This is a genomic window from Rhizobium sp. N324, assembly GCF_001664485.1.
GTDB lineage: Bacteria > Pseudomonadota > Alphaproteobacteria > Rhizobiales > Rhizobiaceae > Rhizobium.
Map to the genome: position 1 here is coordinate 4,484,445 of NZ_CP013630.1, position 16,732 is coordinate 4,501,176.

Annotated in this window: 15 protein-coding genes and 1 riboswitch; of the genes, 5 read left to right on the forward strand and 10 right to left on the reverse strand. The window is 62.5% G+C overall.

Annotated elements, in window-relative coordinates; genetic code table 11:
* Positions 1-2: 2 nt before the first annotated feature.
* The 3 genes from AMK05_RS21600 (at position 3) to AMK05_RS21610 (ending at position 2,838) form a co-directional block, all read left to right on the forward strand.
* The gene (locus AMK05_RS21600; RefSeq protein ID WP_064841073.1) at positions 3-752 is read left to right on the forward strand and encodes an amino acid ABC transporter permease; all 750 of its coding nucleotides are present in this window, start codon (positions 3-5) and stop codon (positions 750-752) included.
* Entirely contained in the window at positions 749-1,546 is a 798-nt protein-coding gene (locus AMK05_RS21605) for an amino acid ABC transporter ATP-binding protein (RefSeq protein WP_064841074.1), read from the forward strand. The genes AMK05_RS21600 and AMK05_RS21605 overlap by 4 nt, the downstream gene beginning before the upstream one ends.
* Before the next feature lie 95 nt (positions 1,547-1,641).
* Positions 1,642-2,838, forward strand: coding sequence for an NAD(P)/FAD-dependent oxidoreductase (locus tag AMK05_RS21610; RefSeq protein ID WP_064841075.1), 1,197 nt, complete (start codon positions 1,642-1,644; stop codon positions 2,836-2,838).
* A 45-nt stretch (positions 2,839-2,883) separates the two neighbouring features.
* Here the strand turns inward: AMK05_RS21610 and AMK05_RS21615 are convergent, their stop codons facing one another.
* From AMK05_RS21615 to metA, 6 genes are all read right to left on the reverse strand, one after another.
* Positions 2,884-3,612 (reverse strand): SIS domain-containing protein, encoded by a 729-nt coding sequence (locus AMK05_RS21615; RefSeq protein WP_064841076.1) that lies wholly within the window; start codon positions 3,610-3,612, stop codon positions 2,884-2,886.
* Positions 3,613-3,629: 17 nt separating this feature from the next.
* Positions 3,630-4,781 carry an N-acetylglucosamine-6-phosphate deacetylase gene (gene nagA / locus AMK05_RS21620; protein ID WP_064841077.1) on the reverse strand — a complete coding sequence of 384 codons (1,152 nt, stop codon included), beginning with the start codon at positions 4,779-4,781 and terminating at the stop codon, positions 3,630-3,632.
* Complete coding sequence (locus tag AMK05_RS21625; protein WP_064841078.1) at positions 4,781-5,812, reverse strand: SIS domain-containing protein; 1,032 nt, start codon at positions 5,810-5,812, stop codon at positions 4,781-4,783. Before AMK05_RS21625 ends, nagA begins: the two co-directional genes overlap by 1 nt.
* Positions 5,809-6,582, reverse strand: a complete 774-nt coding sequence (locus AMK05_RS21630) for a GntR family transcriptional regulator (protein WP_064841080.1) — start codon at positions 6,580-6,582, stop codon at positions 5,809-5,811. Before AMK05_RS21630 ends, AMK05_RS21625 begins: the two co-directional genes overlap by 4 nt.
* Before the next feature lie 134 nt (positions 6,583-6,716).
* Complete coding sequence (locus AMK05_RS21635) at positions 6,717-7,739, reverse strand: aldose epimerase family protein (RefSeq protein ID WP_064841082.1); 1,023 nt, start codon at positions 7,737-7,739, stop codon at positions 6,717-6,719.
* A gap of 93 nt (positions 7,740-7,832) precedes the next feature.
* Positions 7,833-8,756: a homoserine O-acetyltransferase MetA gene (metA, locus tag AMK05_RS21640; protein ID WP_064841084.1), complete on the reverse strand. Its 924-nt coding sequence runs from the start codon at positions 8,754-8,756 to the stop codon at positions 7,833-7,835.
* Between the two features lie 50 nt (positions 8,757-8,806).
* Positions 8,807-8,884: riboswitch (SAM riboswitch) on the reverse strand.
* A 154-nt stretch (positions 8,885-9,038) separates the two neighbouring features.
* Between metA and AMK05_RS21645 the strand changes: the two genes are divergently transcribed.
* Positions 9,039-10,898: an ABC transporter ATP-binding protein/permease gene (locus AMK05_RS21645; RefSeq protein ID WP_064841086.1), complete on the forward strand. Its 1,860-nt coding sequence runs from the start codon at positions 9,039-9,041 to the stop codon at positions 10,896-10,898.
* A gap of 44 nt (positions 10,899-10,942) precedes the next feature.
* Here the strand turns inward: AMK05_RS21645 and AMK05_RS21650 are convergent, their stop codons facing one another.
* From AMK05_RS21650 to AMK05_RS21665, 4 genes are all read right to left on the reverse strand, one after another.
* Positions 10,943-11,572: a hypothetical protein gene (locus AMK05_RS21650; RefSeq protein WP_064841087.1), complete on the reverse strand. Its 630-nt coding sequence runs from the start codon at positions 11,570-11,572 to the stop codon at positions 10,943-10,945.
* 114 nt (positions 11,573-11,686) lie between these two features.
* Positions 11,687-13,507, reverse strand: coding sequence for an ABC-F family ATP-binding cassette domain-containing protein (locus tag AMK05_RS21655; RefSeq protein WP_064841089.1), 1,821 nt, complete (start codon positions 13,505-13,507; stop codon positions 11,687-11,689).
* Between the two features lie 3 nt (positions 13,508-13,510).
* A complete protein-coding gene (locus AMK05_RS21660) occupies positions 13,511-14,167 on the reverse strand; it encodes a thiamine diphosphokinase (protein WP_171899814.1) in 657 nt (218 codons plus the stop codon).
* Between the two features lie 60 nt (positions 14,168-14,227).
* The gene (locus AMK05_RS21665) at positions 14,228-14,755 is read right to left on the reverse strand and encodes a MarR family winged helix-turn-helix transcriptional regulator (protein ID WP_064841093.1); all 528 of its coding nucleotides are present in this window, start codon (positions 14,753-14,755) and stop codon (positions 14,228-14,230) included.
* A gap of 116 nt (positions 14,756-14,871) precedes the next feature.
* Here AMK05_RS21665 and AMK05_RS21670 point away from each other — a divergent pair, with 116 nt between their 5' ends.
* Positions 14,872-16,410, forward strand: coding sequence for an MDR family MFS transporter (locus tag AMK05_RS21670; RefSeq protein ID WP_064841095.1), 1,539 nt, complete (start codon positions 14,872-14,874; stop codon positions 16,408-16,410).
* The last annotated feature ends 322 nt before the right edge of the window (positions 16,411-16,732 follow it).

The window sequence follows — 16,732 nt, forward strand, 5'->3', positions numbered from 1 at the left end:
GCATGACGGCGTTGTCATCCTTCACCGATATGTTCCAGGTTCCCTGGGACGACTACGTAGGAAACATTGCCGGGGGTCTACTCAAGACCCTCGGCTACACCATGGCGAGCTTCGTCGGCGCGGCGATCCTTGGTCTTGCGCTTGCGTTGATGAGGCTCAACCGGCTTCGGCTGGTTCGCGTCCCTGCGGCGCTCTATACGGAGCTTTTCAAGAACGTACCCCTCCTCGCGATCATTTTCCTCACTTACTTCGGCCTGCCTTCCGTGGGCATCAGGCTGGAGGTTTTCGAAGCTGGAGTATTGAGCTTGGTGCTCTTCTACGCGGCCTACCTGTCCGAGATCTTTCGGGCAGCTATCGCCGGCGTACACAGAGGACAGCAGGAGGCGTCTCAAGCGCTCGGGTTAGGGCGCGCCAAGACTTTCAGCCATGTCGTTCTGCCGCAGGCGGTACGGCTGGCGCTTCCCGGTACGAACACCATGTTCGTCGACCTGATCAAGTCGACCTCGCTGCTTGTGACGATCTCCGCTGCCGAACTGATGACGCAGGCCCAATTGATAGCGTCGGAAACCTTCCGAGCGCTGGAAGTGTATCTCGTGATCTCGGCCGTTTATTTCGGTATCTGCTACCCGGTGTCACAATGTCTGCTTCTGCTCGAGCGCAAGATCCATGCGGGTGTGCCATTGTCATTGGCCAGACGACGCCGGCTGAAATTGGCCAGGACCTATCTCGCCGAGGGGAGGTCTGCCCCATGAGCACCACTGCCAAAACTGCCTTCGTGTCTACGCAGCCGGTCGGTCGCCCCGCCGTCAAAATTAGCGGATTGCGCAAGTCTTTCGATGGGCGCCTGGTGCTTGACCGCGTCGATCTCGAGGTTGCCACAGGCAAAATCGTCAGCATCATTGGCCAGAGCGGTGGAGGAAAGACCACCCTGATGCGCTGCGTCAATCTGCTCGAGCGACCCGATCAGGGAACGATCACTGTCGGCGATGAGACCATCTTCGCTGACGGCAAGGTAAGCTGCCGCAACCTTGCGAAGCTTCGGCAACGCGTCGGCATGGTGTTCCAGCGTTTCAATCTGTTCCCGCATCTGACGGCCGTCGAGAACGTCATCCTCGCTCAGATGCAAGCGGCCGGGATTGCTGAGAGACAGGCCGTGGAACGGGCCGTGAAACTTCTGACCAGAGTGGGCCTTGCCAAACGGGCGATGGCTTATCCGGAGCAGATGTCGGGCGGCGAGCAGCAGCGTGTGGCGATTGCACGCGCCCTGGCGCTGGAACCAACGGTTTTGCTGTTCGACGAGCCGACGTCGGCGCTCGATCCTGAATCGACTGGCGAAGTTCTCCGCGTCATGCGGGAACTCGCCGCCGACGGCATGACGATGATCCTGGTCACCCACGAGTTGCCCTTTGCGAAAGAAGTGTCGGACTGGGTCGTGTTCATCGATGGCGGTCTTATCATCGAGCAGGGCACCGCCGGAGATGTGCTTGACCGTCCAACGGAAGCACGCACGGCTGCCTATGTCGCGCGCTACGCTTCCCCAGGCTAGCCTTGAGTGACCTCAATCGCTCCGGCGGAGCATTGCGCCGCAGCAGAGTCCGGCCGGCATAAGGCCTCGTTTTCTCTAAGGTAAATACATATCCGATGAACAAGCTCCCAACAGATATCGCCGTCATCGGCGGCGGTGTGATCGGCATGGCAACCGCTCTGCGGCTGCGTGCCGACGGTCGCGATGTCGTGCTGATCGAACCGAACAGACCCGGTTCGGGCGCATCTTACGGCAATGCCGGAACGATTGCCGACTATGCGGTCATTCCCGTCGGCACACCCGCTGTCCTTAAAAACCTTGCTGCGCTTCTGCTCAATTCCGACAGCCCTTTATCCATCCGCAAGGCCGCGTTGCCGACGCTGTTTCCATGGCTGGTACGTTTTGCCTACGAATCCCTCCCTCACAGATACAGAGACAATACAAGCCGCATCGCCGACCTTCTGTCCGACGCTTCATCGGAATGGCTCGAACTCGCGGCAGAAATCGGCGCATCCGATCTCTTGAGCGCGAAGGGATGCCTCTATCTCTACCAGACGCCCGAGGCCTTCCAGGCGGCCGCTTCGGATGTCGAGCTTCGCCAAAGCTACGGCATAGCGCAGCAGCTTCTCACTCCCGACGAAGTGCAAAGTCTCGAGCCCAGGCTGCCGCAGGTCCATGGCGGAGGGCTTTTCTTTCCGAAGGCGATAAACTTCACCGATCCAGGCCAGGTCATGAGCGTGATGGAAGCCGCCGCCAGACAAGCGGGGGTCGAGTTCGTCCGAGACTCCGTGGCGACTATTTCGCGTGAGCGGAATGGAGTGAGGATGCTGGCTTCAGGCCACAGCATTCATGCCCGAGCAGTCGTGATCGCCGCCGGGGCACATTCCCGCGGGCTGGCTCTGCAACTCGGAGAGCGGGTTCTGCTGGATACTGAGCGGGGTTATCATCTCGAGTTCGATATGGAAACATTGCCGGTGGAACGGCCGGTATGCCCGACGCATCATGGATTTTACTTTTGCCCGATGCGTGGCCGCTTGCGCGTGGCCGGTACTGTGGAACTCGGCGGCATTGCTGCTCCTTCGAACCCGAGGCGCCTGGAAGTGTTGCTTGCAAATGCGCGCAGGATTTTCCCAACGCTCGGTGAACCGAGCCGGAGCTGGATGGGTTTCCGCCCTTCCATGCCCGATTCCGTTCCCGTTATCCGGCCTTCAAACGGAGGCACGGACGTCGTGTTTGCCTTTGGACATGGGCATATCGGTTTGACGCTGGCACCGCGGACCGCCCGCATGGTCAGCACCATTCTCGCCGCTTGATCGCGTCATGAACTATGCTTGCGAGCAGCAGGCCTTTTATCCGCCTCAGAGATGCGGGTTGCGCGGCCGGTATTTCTTGACGAGTTTCTGGTTGATCTCGGCGGCTCCCGGCATGTTGGCGCTGAGATAAACCGGCGCATCGCCGGATTTCGAAAGCTCCGAAGCGACTTCGGCGAAGATCGCATTGATGACCGTCACCCCGACCGCCGTCGAGACCGGCCCGACCCGAAGCCCCGTGCCTTCGAGGTTGAGAACGGCATCACCCGGCGGCAGCCCGTTGTCGAGCACGATATCGGCGACTTCTGCGAGCCGGCGGCGGCCGTTGGCGATCGCCGTGGAATAGGCGATCGAGGTGATGGCGATCACCTTGGCGCCGATCTCATGCGCATAATCGGCGGCCTCGATCGGCGCGGCGTTCACGCCCGAATTGGAGGCGATGATGATGACGTCGCCCGGCTGCATGCCGTAACGCTCCAGCATCGGCCGCACCAGGCCCTGGGTGCGCTCATAGACCGAACTGATGACCGCGCCCTCATGCAGCATGGCTGAGCCGACGAGCACCGGCACAGTGAAGGCGAGCCCGCCGGCACGGTAGTGCACCTCTTCCGCCAGCATATGCGAATGGCCGGTGCCGAAGACATAGACGCGCTTGTCGCCGCGGGCAGCATCGAGAATGACATCAGCTGCCTGCGCCATCGGCTCGGCAAGCGTCTGCTTCAATTCTTCCAGCCGGCCGATCAGGTTGGAGAAATAGGCATTGGTGATGTCGGTCATCCCACTTCTCCTTGAGATCACGCCGCTTCGCCGCAAAGCCAGGTGGCGGTAACAGTCAGCGCATCGGTGAGATGCACGAGATCGGCGCGCGCGCCCGGCGAAAGGTGGCCGCGATCGGCAAGCCTTAGGAAGCGGGCCGGATAAAGGGTCGCCATGCGCAGGGCTTCGGCGAGCGTCAGGTCGAGATAGGTGACGCCGTAACGGATCGTCGAGATCATATCGACGTCGGAACCGGCCAGCGTCCCGTCGGAAAGCACCAGCTTCGAACAGAAGCCGCCCCTTTCGCGCAGGACGGTGCGCCCGTTCAAGGTGAAGGAATCCTTCTCCGACCCGACGAGCGACATCGCATCGGTGACGAAGAACAGCTTGCCTTCGCCGCGTTTGGCGCGCAGCGCCGTGCGCAAGGCCTTCGGGTCGACGTGATGTCCGTCGGCAATGATGCCGCACCAGGTCGAGGGATGATCGATCGCCGCGCCGACGAGGCCGGGCGCGCGGTGTCCCATCTGGCTCATGGCGTTGAAGAGATGCGTGACCCCACGCGCCCCGGCATCGAAACGTTGCTCCGCAGCCTCGCTCGAACAATCGGAATGGCCGATGCTGACGGTGACGCCGGCCTCCTCAAGCTCGCGCACCTGGGCAACCGTCACCTGCTCGGCGGCCATGGTGACGAGCAGCGTGCCGATCGCCTCGCGCGCCCGGATGAAGGCCTTGACATCGCGGTCCTCGACCGGCCGCATCAGTTCGGCCAGATGCGCGCCCTTGCGCGCGGGCGCCAGATGCGGGCCTTCCAGATGCAGCCCCGCGACGCCGCGGTTCGCCTTCACCGCCTCCTTGGCGGCCTCGATCGCGGCAATGGAAGCCTCTGACGTATCGGTGATCAGCGTCGGCAGCAGCGCGGTCGTGCCATAGGGCCGGTGCCCCTGTGCGATGATCTCCATCGAGGCGACGGATGGTTCGTCGTTCAGCATGCGTCCGCCGCCGCCATTGACCTGCGCATCGATGAAGCCGGCCGACAGCACGCCGCCGGCAAGTGCCACCGTCTCGCCATCCGGCAGATCGTTTCCGGCGGCGATCGCTTCGACCCGGCCGTCGGCAATGATCAGCGCCTTGTCGTCATGGAAGCGCTCGCCATCGAAGATGCGGGCGCCGACGAAGATCTTGCGGGCCATCAGACCGTCTCCGTCACCTTGAGCAGGTTTGCCGGCCTGTCGGGATCGAAGCCCTTGCGCCGCGTCACCGACTCGATCAGCCGGTAATAGACGAGCAACGACACCAGCGGATCGATCAGGCCGTTGCCCGTCGTCGGAACGCGCAGATTGAGGCCGGAGAGAGGCTGCGTGGAAAAACCGACGGTGGTGGCGCCGAGCTTCTGCAGGCGCTCCAGCGCCTGGCCGTTATTGGCGAAGGCCGCATCGTCGGGCGCAAAGGCGACGATCGGAAAACCCGGCTGCACCAGGCGCATCGGACCGTGCATCAATTCCGCCAGCGAGAAGGCCTCGGCATGCAGGCCGGAGGTTTCCTTGGCCTTCAGCGCCGCTTCGAGCGCGATCGCGAAGGCCGGGCCGCGGCCGGCCGTATAGAGCGAGGTCGCGTTGAAAAGCACCTCCTCGGCTGCCGCCGTGTCGATCCCGGCGGTGGCCGAAAGCGCCTCCGGCAGCTTGGCCAAGGCGGCCTGCAACTCGGACGCGCCGCCGATCGCAGCCGTCACTCCGGAAAGCGCGGCGACCGAGGCGATGAAGGATTTTGTCGCCGCGACGCTCTTTTCGACGCCGGCATTGAGGCCGAGAACGATATCGGCCTGTTTCGCCAGCGGGCTGTCGGTGACGTTGACGACGGCGATCGTCGTCGCCCCGCCCTTCTTGGCCGCATCCTGCAGCGCGACGATATCGGGGCTGGCGCCCGACTGCGAGACGGTGAAATGCACGCCGCCCTTCAGATGCAGGGCAGCACCGTAAACGGAAGCGATCGACGGACCGACCGAGGCGACCGGAACGCCGCAGGTGATCTCGAACAGATATTTGAAGAAGGTGGCGGCGTGGTCGGAAGAGCCACGAGCCGCCGTCGTCACCACGCTCGGGCGGGCTGATGAAAACAGCCGGGCGATCTCGGCAAAGACCGGCTTTTCCTTTTCGAGCAGGGTGGCCACCACCTCCGGCGATTGGCCGGCTTCCTGCAGCATCAGCGACTGGTTCTCACTCATAGGTCATCTCCGATTCTCAATTCGGCAACGAAATCATAGGCATCGCCGCGATAATGCGAGCGGGTGTATTCAACGACGCGCTGGTCTTCCAGGCGCGAGACACGTTCGATCAGCAGCGCCGGCGCGCCGACCTCGACATTCAGCATCGCTGCGGAGGACGGGTCGAGCGTGACCGCGGTCAGCCGCTGCAGCGCCCGCACCGGCCGGTGGCCGCTGGCCGTCAGCGCATCATAAAGCGATCCCTCGCCGCCGGCATCCTCGCCCAGGAACTTGATCGGCACCACGGCGCGTTCGATCGCCAGCGGCAGGCCGTCGGCGAGACGCAGCCGATCGAGCCGCAGCACCGGCTCGTCGCCGCCGAGGCCGAGCAGGAAGGATTCCTCCGGCGACGGCGTATTGACCGCCCGTGACAAGATCCGTGCCGCCGGCAGGCGTCCGCGCGAGCGCATGTCGGCGGAGAAGGAGGAAAGCCGCCAGAGCGACTGCTCCATGCGCTCCACCCTGCTCGATACGAAGGTACCGCTGCCGTGGCGCGATTCCAGGGCGCCCGACGCCATCAGATCGCGATAGGCGGTGCGCACGGTGACACGGCCGAGCTTCAAGGCTTCGGCAAGGTCGCGCTCTCCCGGTAGCGCCGTGCCGGGCTTCAGCAATCCTTCCTGGATAAGGCCGATCAGTGTCTGCGCCAGCCGCTTGTAGAGCGGCCCGGTCAGCGCCTGGTCACGCAGGCCGCGGCTGTTCAGCTCCGCTATCAGACTGGTTCTATCCATGGGCAGACAATAGAACCTATTTAGAACCAATCAGCAAGACTGAAATCACGCAGGCAAGAAAAAACCTCCCCGGGCGCCGGAGAGGTTTTGATAGCGATAGAATTTGACAGCCGTGCGTCTGCTGAAAAAGACGCTCAGCTCTTGGTGAAGATGTAATCCGTCTCCTGGCGCAGCACTTCGCCGGGGCGCAGCACCGCATTCGGGAAACCCTGGTGGTTGATGGCGTCCGGCCAGACCTGCGTCTCCAGGCAGAAGCCGGCGAACGGGCCGTATTTGCGCCCGCCGAGGCCGGGAGCGCCGGTGTTGAGCTTGAAGCCGGCATAGAACTGCACGCCGGGCTCCGTGCTGCGCACCTCAAGCGACACACCGGAATAGAGGCTGCGGGCGAGCGCGACGCTGCGCTTGGCGGTGCGCTCGCCGGACAGGCAGAAATTATGGTCGTACATCACCTGTTCGCTGCCGACGAAACGCTTCATCGGCGCCATCTCGCGGAAATCGAATTCCGTGCCGGCGACGGAACGGATCTCGCCGGTCGGCACCTGTTTCTCGTCGGTCGGCAGATAGTGGTCGGCGGCGATCATGATGTCGTGGCCAAGCGCATCCTCGCGGCCGTCGAGATTGAAATAGGCATGCTGGCAGACATTGGCGAGCGTCGGCTGGTCGCTTGTGGATTCGTAGGTCACCGACAATTCGCCGTTGCCGTGCACCCGGAACGTTGCCTGGATGGTGCAATTGCCGGGATAGCCGGCGCGGCCATCGGGATCGACGATCTTCAGCACCACGCGGTCGACGTCATGCTCGACGACCGTCCAGTTGCGCTTGGCGATATTGTCGCTGCCGCCATGCAGATGCGTCACGCCGTTTTCGTTCAGCTCGAGCTGATGCTTCTTGCCGTCGAGCGTAAAGGCGCCGCCGCCGACACGATTGGCGCAACGGCCGGGTGTCGCGCCGAAATAGGCCGAATAAAGCGGGTAGCTGTCGAAATCCTCGAAGCCGAGTTGCAGCGGCGCGTCATGCCCTTCCAGGCGCAGATCCTGGATGACCGCGCCCCAGGTAATGATCTTGGCCGTCAGCCCGCCGCCCTTGATGACGACGCGATAGACGGTCTCGCCCGCCTTCGTCTGCCCGAAAACTTCCCGCTCCAACTTATCCGACATGATCGACCGTCCATTTGATATCTAGCAATCCGACCGGAACCTGCCCGCATTTGGTCCAAACCGCAACCGGCCGCGATCAGAAAGGAACATCGCTCACAGATCCGTGCCGATCTCCTCCACATCAAAGGGCGTCGTCTGGTAGATCTCGTTGATCCAGTTCCCGAACAAAAGATGCGCATGGCTGCGCCAGCGGTTCTGCGGCGCAAGCGCCGGATCGTTATGCGGGAAATAGTTGTGCGGCATCTTGATCGGCACGCCGGCATTGACGTCGCGAAAATACTCGTCTGACAGCGAGGTGGAATCATATTCGACGTGGTTGAACATGTAGAGCCGCCGGCCCCGCTTCTCGTGCACGAGGCAGACGCCCATCTCGCCGGATTCCATCAAGATCTCCAGCTTGTCCGATTTCTCGATATCGTCGCGGCGCACTTCGGTCCAGCGCGATACCGGCACCTCGAAATTGTCGGAAAAGCCGTTGAGATAGATCGACGCAGGCTTGAGGTTGCGGTGGCGGTAGACGCCGAAGGCCTTCTCTTTCAGCTCGTATTTCGGAACGCCGTGGAAGTGATAGATCGCCGCCATCGCGCCCCAGCAGACATTCATCGTCGAATGCACATTCGTTTCCGTCCAGTCGAGAATCTCCTGCATCTCCGGCCAATAGGTAACGTCCTCATAGGGCAGGAGCTCGATCGGTGCCCCGGTGATGATGAAGCCGTCGAATTTGCGGTGCTTCACCTCCTCCCAGGTCTGGTAAAAGGCAAGCAGGTGATCTTCGGAGGTGTTCTTCGCCTTGTGGCCGCCGATGCGGATCAGCGACAGTTCGACCTGCAGCGGCGAGGCGCCAACGAGGCGGGCCATCTGCAATTCAGTCTTGATCTTGTTCGGCATCAAGTTGAGCAGCCCGATCTGCAGCGGTCTTATATCCTGACGGATCGCCAGCGTCTCGGTCATCACCCGCACACCCTCTTGAACCAGGGTTTCAAAGGCGGGCAGCGTATCGGGGATCTTGATGGGCATTGCGGTCACTCGATCAAAAAAGCAAAAAACCGGCGGCGAAAAAAATCGCTACCGGTCCGCACGCGGCCCTTTAGCGAATTTTTTAACGTGGCTGCAAGCCGGCCGGCCAAATCACCACGGATGCTTAATTAGACCCAGTCGTGCCGCGAATCAACTGCCGAATGCATGCGGCAGCGACCCATGCAAGCATCATCACAGTTTAATGACTGATAGAATCTGTTGATAGACCGGTAACGCCACCATGTTAATAATGGTAAGCATGGGCGATGTTGGAAAAGCGTAATGGCAGATAAGACCGAGGGGAGGCCGGGCATCCGAAGGCAGGATAGGGTAGGGTATGATCTCAGCCTGACTTACCGCCTCGGAGTGATGTTCTCCGCATTCTGGAATTCTGAAGTGCGTGGCAAGGTGCTGTTTCTGGCGACCGTGCTGATCCTCGTCATCCTGGCGACGGCCTATGGTCAGGTCATCCTCAACGAGTGGAACGCCCCCTTCTACGATTCGCTGGAGCGCCGCGACCTCGGCGAATTCTTCCATCAGCTCGAAATCTTCGCGATGATCGCCGGTACGCTGCTGCTGCTCAACGTGCTGCAGGCCTGGCTGAACCAGATGACGGCGCTCTATATGCGCGAAGGCCTGTCGCGCGATCTGGTCGATCAGTGGCTGAAGCGCAAGCGGGCGCTGCGGCTCTCCTCCAGCGGCCTGATCGGCGTCAATCCCGACCAGCGCCTGCACGAGGATTCCCGCAACCTCGCCGAAAGCACGACGGGCCTCGTTCTCGGCCTGCTGCAGGCGACCATTCTTCTCGTCAGCTTCATCGGCGTGCTCTGGGAGCTTTCCAGCGGCTTCATCTTCCACATCAGCGGCCATAGCTTCTCGATTCCGGGCTACATGGTCTGGGCGGCGATTTTCTACGCCGCCTCCGCCTCGGTGCTGAGCCAGGTCGTCGGCCGCAAGCTGGTCAAGCTCAATGCCGACCGCTTCTCGAAGGAAGCCGAGCTTCGCTTCACCCTGATGCATGCCAATGAGAACATGCCGGCGATCACCGTCGCCCGCGGCGAGGAGAATGAACGCCGGCGCATCAACACCGACATCAGCTCGGTGCTGAGGGTCGTGAAGCGGCTCGCCATGGCCAATACCAACCTCACCTGGGTTTCGGCCGGTTACGGCTGGCTGGTGATCGTCATTCCGATCATCGTCGCCGCGCCAGCCTATTTCTCCGGCGGCCTCACGCTTGGCCAGCTGATGATGTCGGTCGGCGCCTTCAACCAGGTCAATACGGCCCTGCGCTGGTATGTCGCCAATTTCGGTCCGATCGCCGAATGGCGCGCCACGCTGATGCGCGTCACCGATTTCCGCGAGGCGCTGCTGGAAACCGACGAGGACTTCGAGCTGAAGGATGGCATCACGTATGAAAACACCGCGGCCGACACGCTGACGCTGAAAGACGTGGTGATCGTCGCCAAGATCGGCGAGGACATCGAGGAATGCGGCGGCTTCCGCCTGCGCGAAACCGATGTCGTGATCAAGGCTGGCGAAAAGATCATGATCAACGGCGACCACAGCGTCAACCGCAAGCTGCTGTTCCAAGCGATGGCCGGCCTCTGGCCGTGCGGCAGCGGCACGATGGGTCTGCCGCCGATCGACGACATGCTGTTCGTCCCGCAGATCGCCTATATCCCCGGCGGCACGCTGCGTGAAGCGCTGGCCTTCCCCGAAAGCCCCGATGCCCACGAGAAAGCCGCCGTCGAGGCAGCCCTCGAGAAGGCCGGCCTGCATTCGCTGATCTCAAGGCTCGATACCCGCGCCCGCTGGGACAAATTGCTCGACAGCGACGAACAGAAGGCAATCGGCTTCGCCCGCCTGCTTCTCGTGCGCCCGCGCTGGATCATTTTCGACGAAGTGCTTGAGGGCATGGAGCCGGAATGGCAGGAAACCATGGCCGGGCTGCTCACCTCCATGCCCGAAACCGGCATGATCTATATCGGCCGCTCCGAGGCCTATCTCGAGATGCTGAAGCCGCGCGTGCTGCACTTACAGGCGCTGCCGTCAAAATCCGAGGAACCGCAGCAACAGCAGGTAACCCAGACCGGCACCAGCGCCGGTACGGGCGCCGCCGCCATGCCTGCGCCGGCGCTATAGAGCGCCGCGCCGACAGACGCTACATCCCGTTGATGTCACGAAGGTCACATCGGCGGCGTGATGCCATTCAGGCCGACGGCCACCTGGCTGGCCGAGAGGCTGCCGTCCGCCGCTTTCTCGCCGGTGACGATGACACCGGCGCCGGCCTTCAGATCGTCCTTGGTCGCCGGCGCCAAGGTCACGATCGGCGTGCCGTCTGATATGGTGATGGTCTTTTCCTTGCCCTGATAGGTCAGCGTGATCATATGGCCGTCGACGGATTTGACGGCATTGCTGACCGTCGCGTTGGTCATCTGACTGTTCGGCTGCACATCCCAGGGACGGTTGCCCTCACCGGTCCCCCTCATCGACGCCGGAAAGATCAGCACCTCGATCGCCCCGTCCGGACCACTGCCTTTCGGCAGCGAGGCAACGCCGACGAAATCGCCGGGCTTGATATCCTCGACTGAAGCTTTTTTGACGCCACCGACCTTCCAGCCGACTTTCAGCGTGATCGTCGCATCGCCGCCTTCGCGCGTCTTGACGACGAGCGTGTCGCCGCTCAGACTTTCGATCGCGCCGCGGACGCGAATGCGCTGGCTATCCTGCGCCTGTGCGGCCTGCGATAGGCCAAGCGCGACCAGACTGCCGGCGGCAAGTGCTGTGAAAAAACGGGAACGAGGCGTGCGAGACATCTGACTTTTCCTTGTCGCCATTGCGATCGGCGCTATCCCCGGCTGCCGGACGGCACCTTATGCCGCCTGGCAACGGACTGACGAATCAACGAAAAGTGAGCCGCGAGGAAAAGCTCAGCCTTCCAGCTCTTCCCGCAGCATTTCGAGCTCCAGCCACTCCTCTTCCATCTTGGTAAGGCTAGCGCGCAGCTTCTCCATCTCGCCGGCAAGCCTGTTGAAAGCAGCGGCATCACGGGTAAAGAGATTGGGGTCGGCCATCACCTGTTCACGTTTGGCGATCTCGGCTTCGGCTTTCGCCATCTCCTTCGGCAGATTGTCCAACGCGAATTTCTGCTTGAAGGAGAGCTTGCTCTTCGAGCCTCCTCCAGAAGGTGCGGCACCTTGCGTCTTCGGCTTCTCCGCCGCCTTCTCGGCTCGCTTGCGCTCCTCGAGCGCGCCCTTGCGCTGGGCAAGCATGTCGGAATAGCCGCCGGCATATTCGATCCAGCGGCCGTCAGGCGCGTCCGGCACGGCGGGTGCGATCGTCGAGGTCACGGTGCGGTCGAGAAAATCGCGGTCATGGCTGACGAGAATGACCGTGCCGGGAAAACCGGCGACGATTTCCTGCAGCAGATCGAGCGTTTCGATATCGAGATCGTTCGTGGGTTCGTCGAGGATCAACAGATTTGCCGGGCGCGACAGGATGCGCGCCAGCATCAGCCGGGCGCGCTCGCCGCCCGACAGGCTTCTGATCGGCGTCCGCGCCTGTTCCGGCTGGAACAGGAATTCCTTCATATAGCCGGTGACATGACGCTGCTCGCCGTTGACGAGCAGGTTTTCGCCGCGCCCATCCGTCAGATAATTGGCCAGCGTGTCCTCGGGATCGAGATCCTCGCGCTTCTGGTCGAGTGTCGCGATCTCCAGATTGGTGCCGAGCTTGATCGTGCCGCTATCCGGCGAAAGCTGCCCGGTCAACATCTTCAACAGCGTCGTCTTGCCGGCGCCGTTCGGGCCGACCAGACCGATGCAATCGCCGCGATGCACCCGAATCGAAAAGGGCGTGACGATCGGCCGGTCGCCGAAGCTCTTGGTGATCTTGTCGGCCTCGATCACCAGCTTGCCGGATTCCTGCGCGTCCGAAGCCGTCGCCTGCACCGTGCCCTGCGGCCCCTTGTGGCCGCGATATTGCGAGCGCATCGTCTGCAACTCGCCGAGGCGGCGCATGTTGCGCTTGCGCCGCGCCGTGACGCCATAACGCAGCCAGTGCTCTTCGCGCTCCATCGCCTTGCCGAGCTTATGCTGCTCGAGTTCCTCGGCCTCCAGCACCTGATCGCGCCATGCCTCGAAATGCGCAAATCCCCTGTCGAGCCGGCGCGAGGTGCCGCGGTCGAGCCAGACGGTTGCCGTCGAGACCTTTTCGAGGAAACGCCGATCGTGCGAGATCAGCACCAGGGCGCTACGCGTCTTCTGCAGCTCGCCTTCCAGCCATTCGATGGTGGGAAGGTCGAGATGGTTGGTCGGCTCGTCGAGCAGCAGAATGTCGGGCTCGGGCGCCAGCACGCGGGCAAGGGCGGCGCGGCGCGATTCGCCGCCGGAAAGGGTTCTCGGATCCTCCTCGCCGGTCAGCCCGAGATGGGAGAGCAGATAGGTGACGCGATAAGGATCGTCGCCCGGCCCGAGGCCGGCCTCGGCATAGGCCTGAACGGTGTGGAAGCCGGCAAAATCCGGCGCCTGTTCGAGGTAGCGCACCGTCGAGGACGGATGGCGGAAGACCTCGCCGGACTGCGCCTCGACCAGGCCGGCGGCGATCTTCAGAAGCGTCGATTTTCCCGAGCCGTTGCGGCCGACGAGACAGATCTTGTCACCGGGCTCGATCTGCAGGCTGGCACCCGCCAGAAGCGGTGCGCCGCCGAAGCTCAGGAAGATATCGTCGAGTTTCAGAATGGGAGGGGCCAAAAATCAGACTCCGGAAAGATCATAGGGCCTGGCGAGCACGATTGCCCGGCCGCTGCGGAGCGAAAAGCAAACCTTGCCTTCCGCGACATTGGAAATGGTGCGCGACGAGCCGAAAGGCAGATGGAAATCGGCCAGCGGATAACGCGCATTCTCGATCGAAAGCCCGGTCAGCGCGCTGAATCCCAGCACGGAAAACAGGCTGTTCTTGGGAAGATCCAGCTCGACCGCATCGACAAGCAGCGGCACCGCCTCCTCCTTGCCCGAGGTCAGCAGCACGTCGAAACCCTCTTCCGCCAGGCTGACGGCCGACAGCAGATGCTGAAGCGCGTGGTCCGAGCGTTCGCCGCCGAGCGCGCCCGCCAGGATCAGCCGCCGCCCACCCCGCGCGATCGCTTCCGAGACGGCGATTTCCCCATCCGTCGCCGCCTTTGCCGCGGGATAGGGCTGTTTCGGCACATGGGGAAAGGCACCCTCGAGATCATCAGGCGTCGAATCGAAATCGCCGACCCAGAGCTCCGGCGTGACACCGAGGGCCGCCGCATGCCGCATGCCGCCATCGGCCGCGATGAAGCGGGTGCCGGCGACGGCATGGCGCAAACGCTCCGTCAGGCTAAGTTCGCCGCCGAGCAGAATGGTAAAGGTGGATTGGCTCATGGGCATTGCCCTTAGCGCAAACCGGGGGTGGAGGGGAAGGGGCGCCGACGATCCGCTACGTTCACCTCAGCCCGGCGTATCCTTATCGCGCGACAGGAAGATCGCTTCGTAACCGCCGATGAAACGATCGAACAGGGTAGCGAAGCGATCGACATCCTCTTCGGGCCAATCGGAAACGATCTCGGAAATGATCGCAAGTTTCTGTGCGCGGATTTCTGCAAGCAGCGCCTCGCCCGCTGCCGTCATGACCACGACGATCCGCCGCGCATCGGCCTGCGAGGCCTCGCGGCGCAGCACGTTGCGGGTCACCATCTCGGCCACCACCCGGCTTGCCCGAGACGGATCGATGCGCAGCATCTCCGCGATCAGGCCGACCGTCACCTCGCCGGCGGGCTGCGCCCTGCGCACAGCATCGAGCACATCGATATGCGAAAGCTCGAGACCCGGTGCGGCGCTCTGGATCGCCAGCCGGCCGATCAGCCGCCGCCCGGTCATCAGCCGCATACGCGCCATGCTCCGGCCGATGAGAGACACGTTTTCGTCGTCCGGCTCGGCCGGGCTGTTGGACAGGATCCTGGTCAGGGCTTCATTCATGACGGCACCATAACAGAGCGGAAGCCGAAATTGAATATGCCGACGTCATTAATGTGCCATTGACAACTATATGCTGATAGCACATAAATTATCCATCGGATCGGAATGATGCTCCCATGGACATGCAACTCGCGCCTGCGCCGCTCGTGACGGATCCTCGTCGCCGGCTTATTCTCTTTTTCTTCCTGATGACCGCCATGTTCATGGCGACGCTGGATAATCAGATCGTTTCCACAGCGCTGCCGACGATCGTCGGCGAATTCGGCCATCTCGAGCGTTTCGGCTGGATCGGCTCGGCCTATCTCCTGTCACTCAGCGCCGTCATGCCGCTCTATGGCAAACTCGGCGATCTCTTCGGCCGAAAATATGTGATGATGACGGCGATCATGATCTTCACCCTCGGCTCGGCGGTCTGCGGCCTCGCGGTCTCGATGAACACGCTGATCGCCGCCCGCGTGCTGCAGGGTCTCGGCGGCGGCGGCATCATGGTGTCGATCTTCGCCGTCAACGCCGATCTGTTCGAGCCGCGCGAGCGGGCGCGTTATCAGAGTTATTCCAGCCTCGTGCTGATGGCGTCGGGCGCGATCGGTCCGGTGCTCGGCGGCACGATGAGCGATCTTTTCGGCTGGCGCTCGATCTTCCTCGTCAACGTGCCGATCGGCGTCATCGTCCTCACCGGTCTCGCCTTCATGCTGCCCTATCGCAAGCCGCATCGCCGCCCCAGGATCGATTATGCCGGCGCGCTGCTGCTAGCCCTGACGACGACCAGCATCGTGCTTGCCACCGACAGCAGCGAATTGTTCGGCGCATTGGTCTCGCCGCAAAGTATCGGCATCGTCGCCTTCGGAATCGTCTGCGCCGTCACCTGGGTGTTCGTCGAGCGCCGCGCGCCGGAGCCGATCGTGCCGCTGGACCTCTTTCGCAATTCCACCTTCAGCCTGCTCTTAGTGATCTCGATCATGGGCGGCGCCATCGCTATCGGCATGGTCAACTATCTCGCGCTCTTTCTGCAGACAACCACCGGACTTTCGCCCTCTGCCGCCGGCCTTCTCTTCATCCTTCTGACGGGCGGCCTCGTCTGCGGATCGCTATCGGCCGGCCGCATCATCTCGAAGACCGGCCGCTACAAGCCCTTCGCCATTGCAAGCCTGACCTGCAGCGCCATCGCCTTCGCACTGATGTCGCAGATCCACGTGGGAACGCCGATCGCTCTCATCGGCGCGATCATGATGCTGCATGGCATCGGCATCGGCCTTGCCCAGCAGGTTCCCGTCATCGGCGTCCAGAATGCAGCGCCTGCCCGCGACGTCGGCGCCGCCACCGGCTCGGTGACGCTGTCGCGCATGGGAGGCGCGTCGATCGCCATCTCCATCTATGGCGCCATCATCGCTTCCGGGCTCGGCAAGGTCGGCGTCTCGATTCCCGGTGTCGCCGATATCGAACAGCTGACGCCGAAAATGATGGCTTCCCTTCCCGAAGCAAGCCGCCGGGCCGTCGCCGATATCTATGCGGCCGCCTTCTCGCCGCTCTTCATGACCGCCTGTGCCATTGCGCTGATCGGCCTTACCGCCGCCATCATGCTGAAGCCTGTGCAGCTACCCCGTGCCGGCGAGGCGAAGATGCCGCAACCGACGACGGCGGAAGCCGCGGAATAACCGAATCGGACCCGCGGATACCTCATCGCAGGACGTTCCATCCGCAGAGCATGTATCGGGGATTGCAATTTTCTCGTAGGGCCGCCGCTGCCGGCTCGGTTGTTTCAATCAGCCCGTTCTTTTTCTGCGCCGCCGACAAATCTCGGCTTCGTGACGGAACTTTCGCCATAATTTCATCCGAGCGAAGGGAGGCCTCAATGCCTCGAGGCTTGCCAAAATGCAACGCCGCCACATTTAAGCAGAGTCTCGCTATGCAACCGATGCGTAAATCAGCTACAGCAAGGACTTGTATCGGCCGATTGTGCAGTGCGAGATCAGGGGT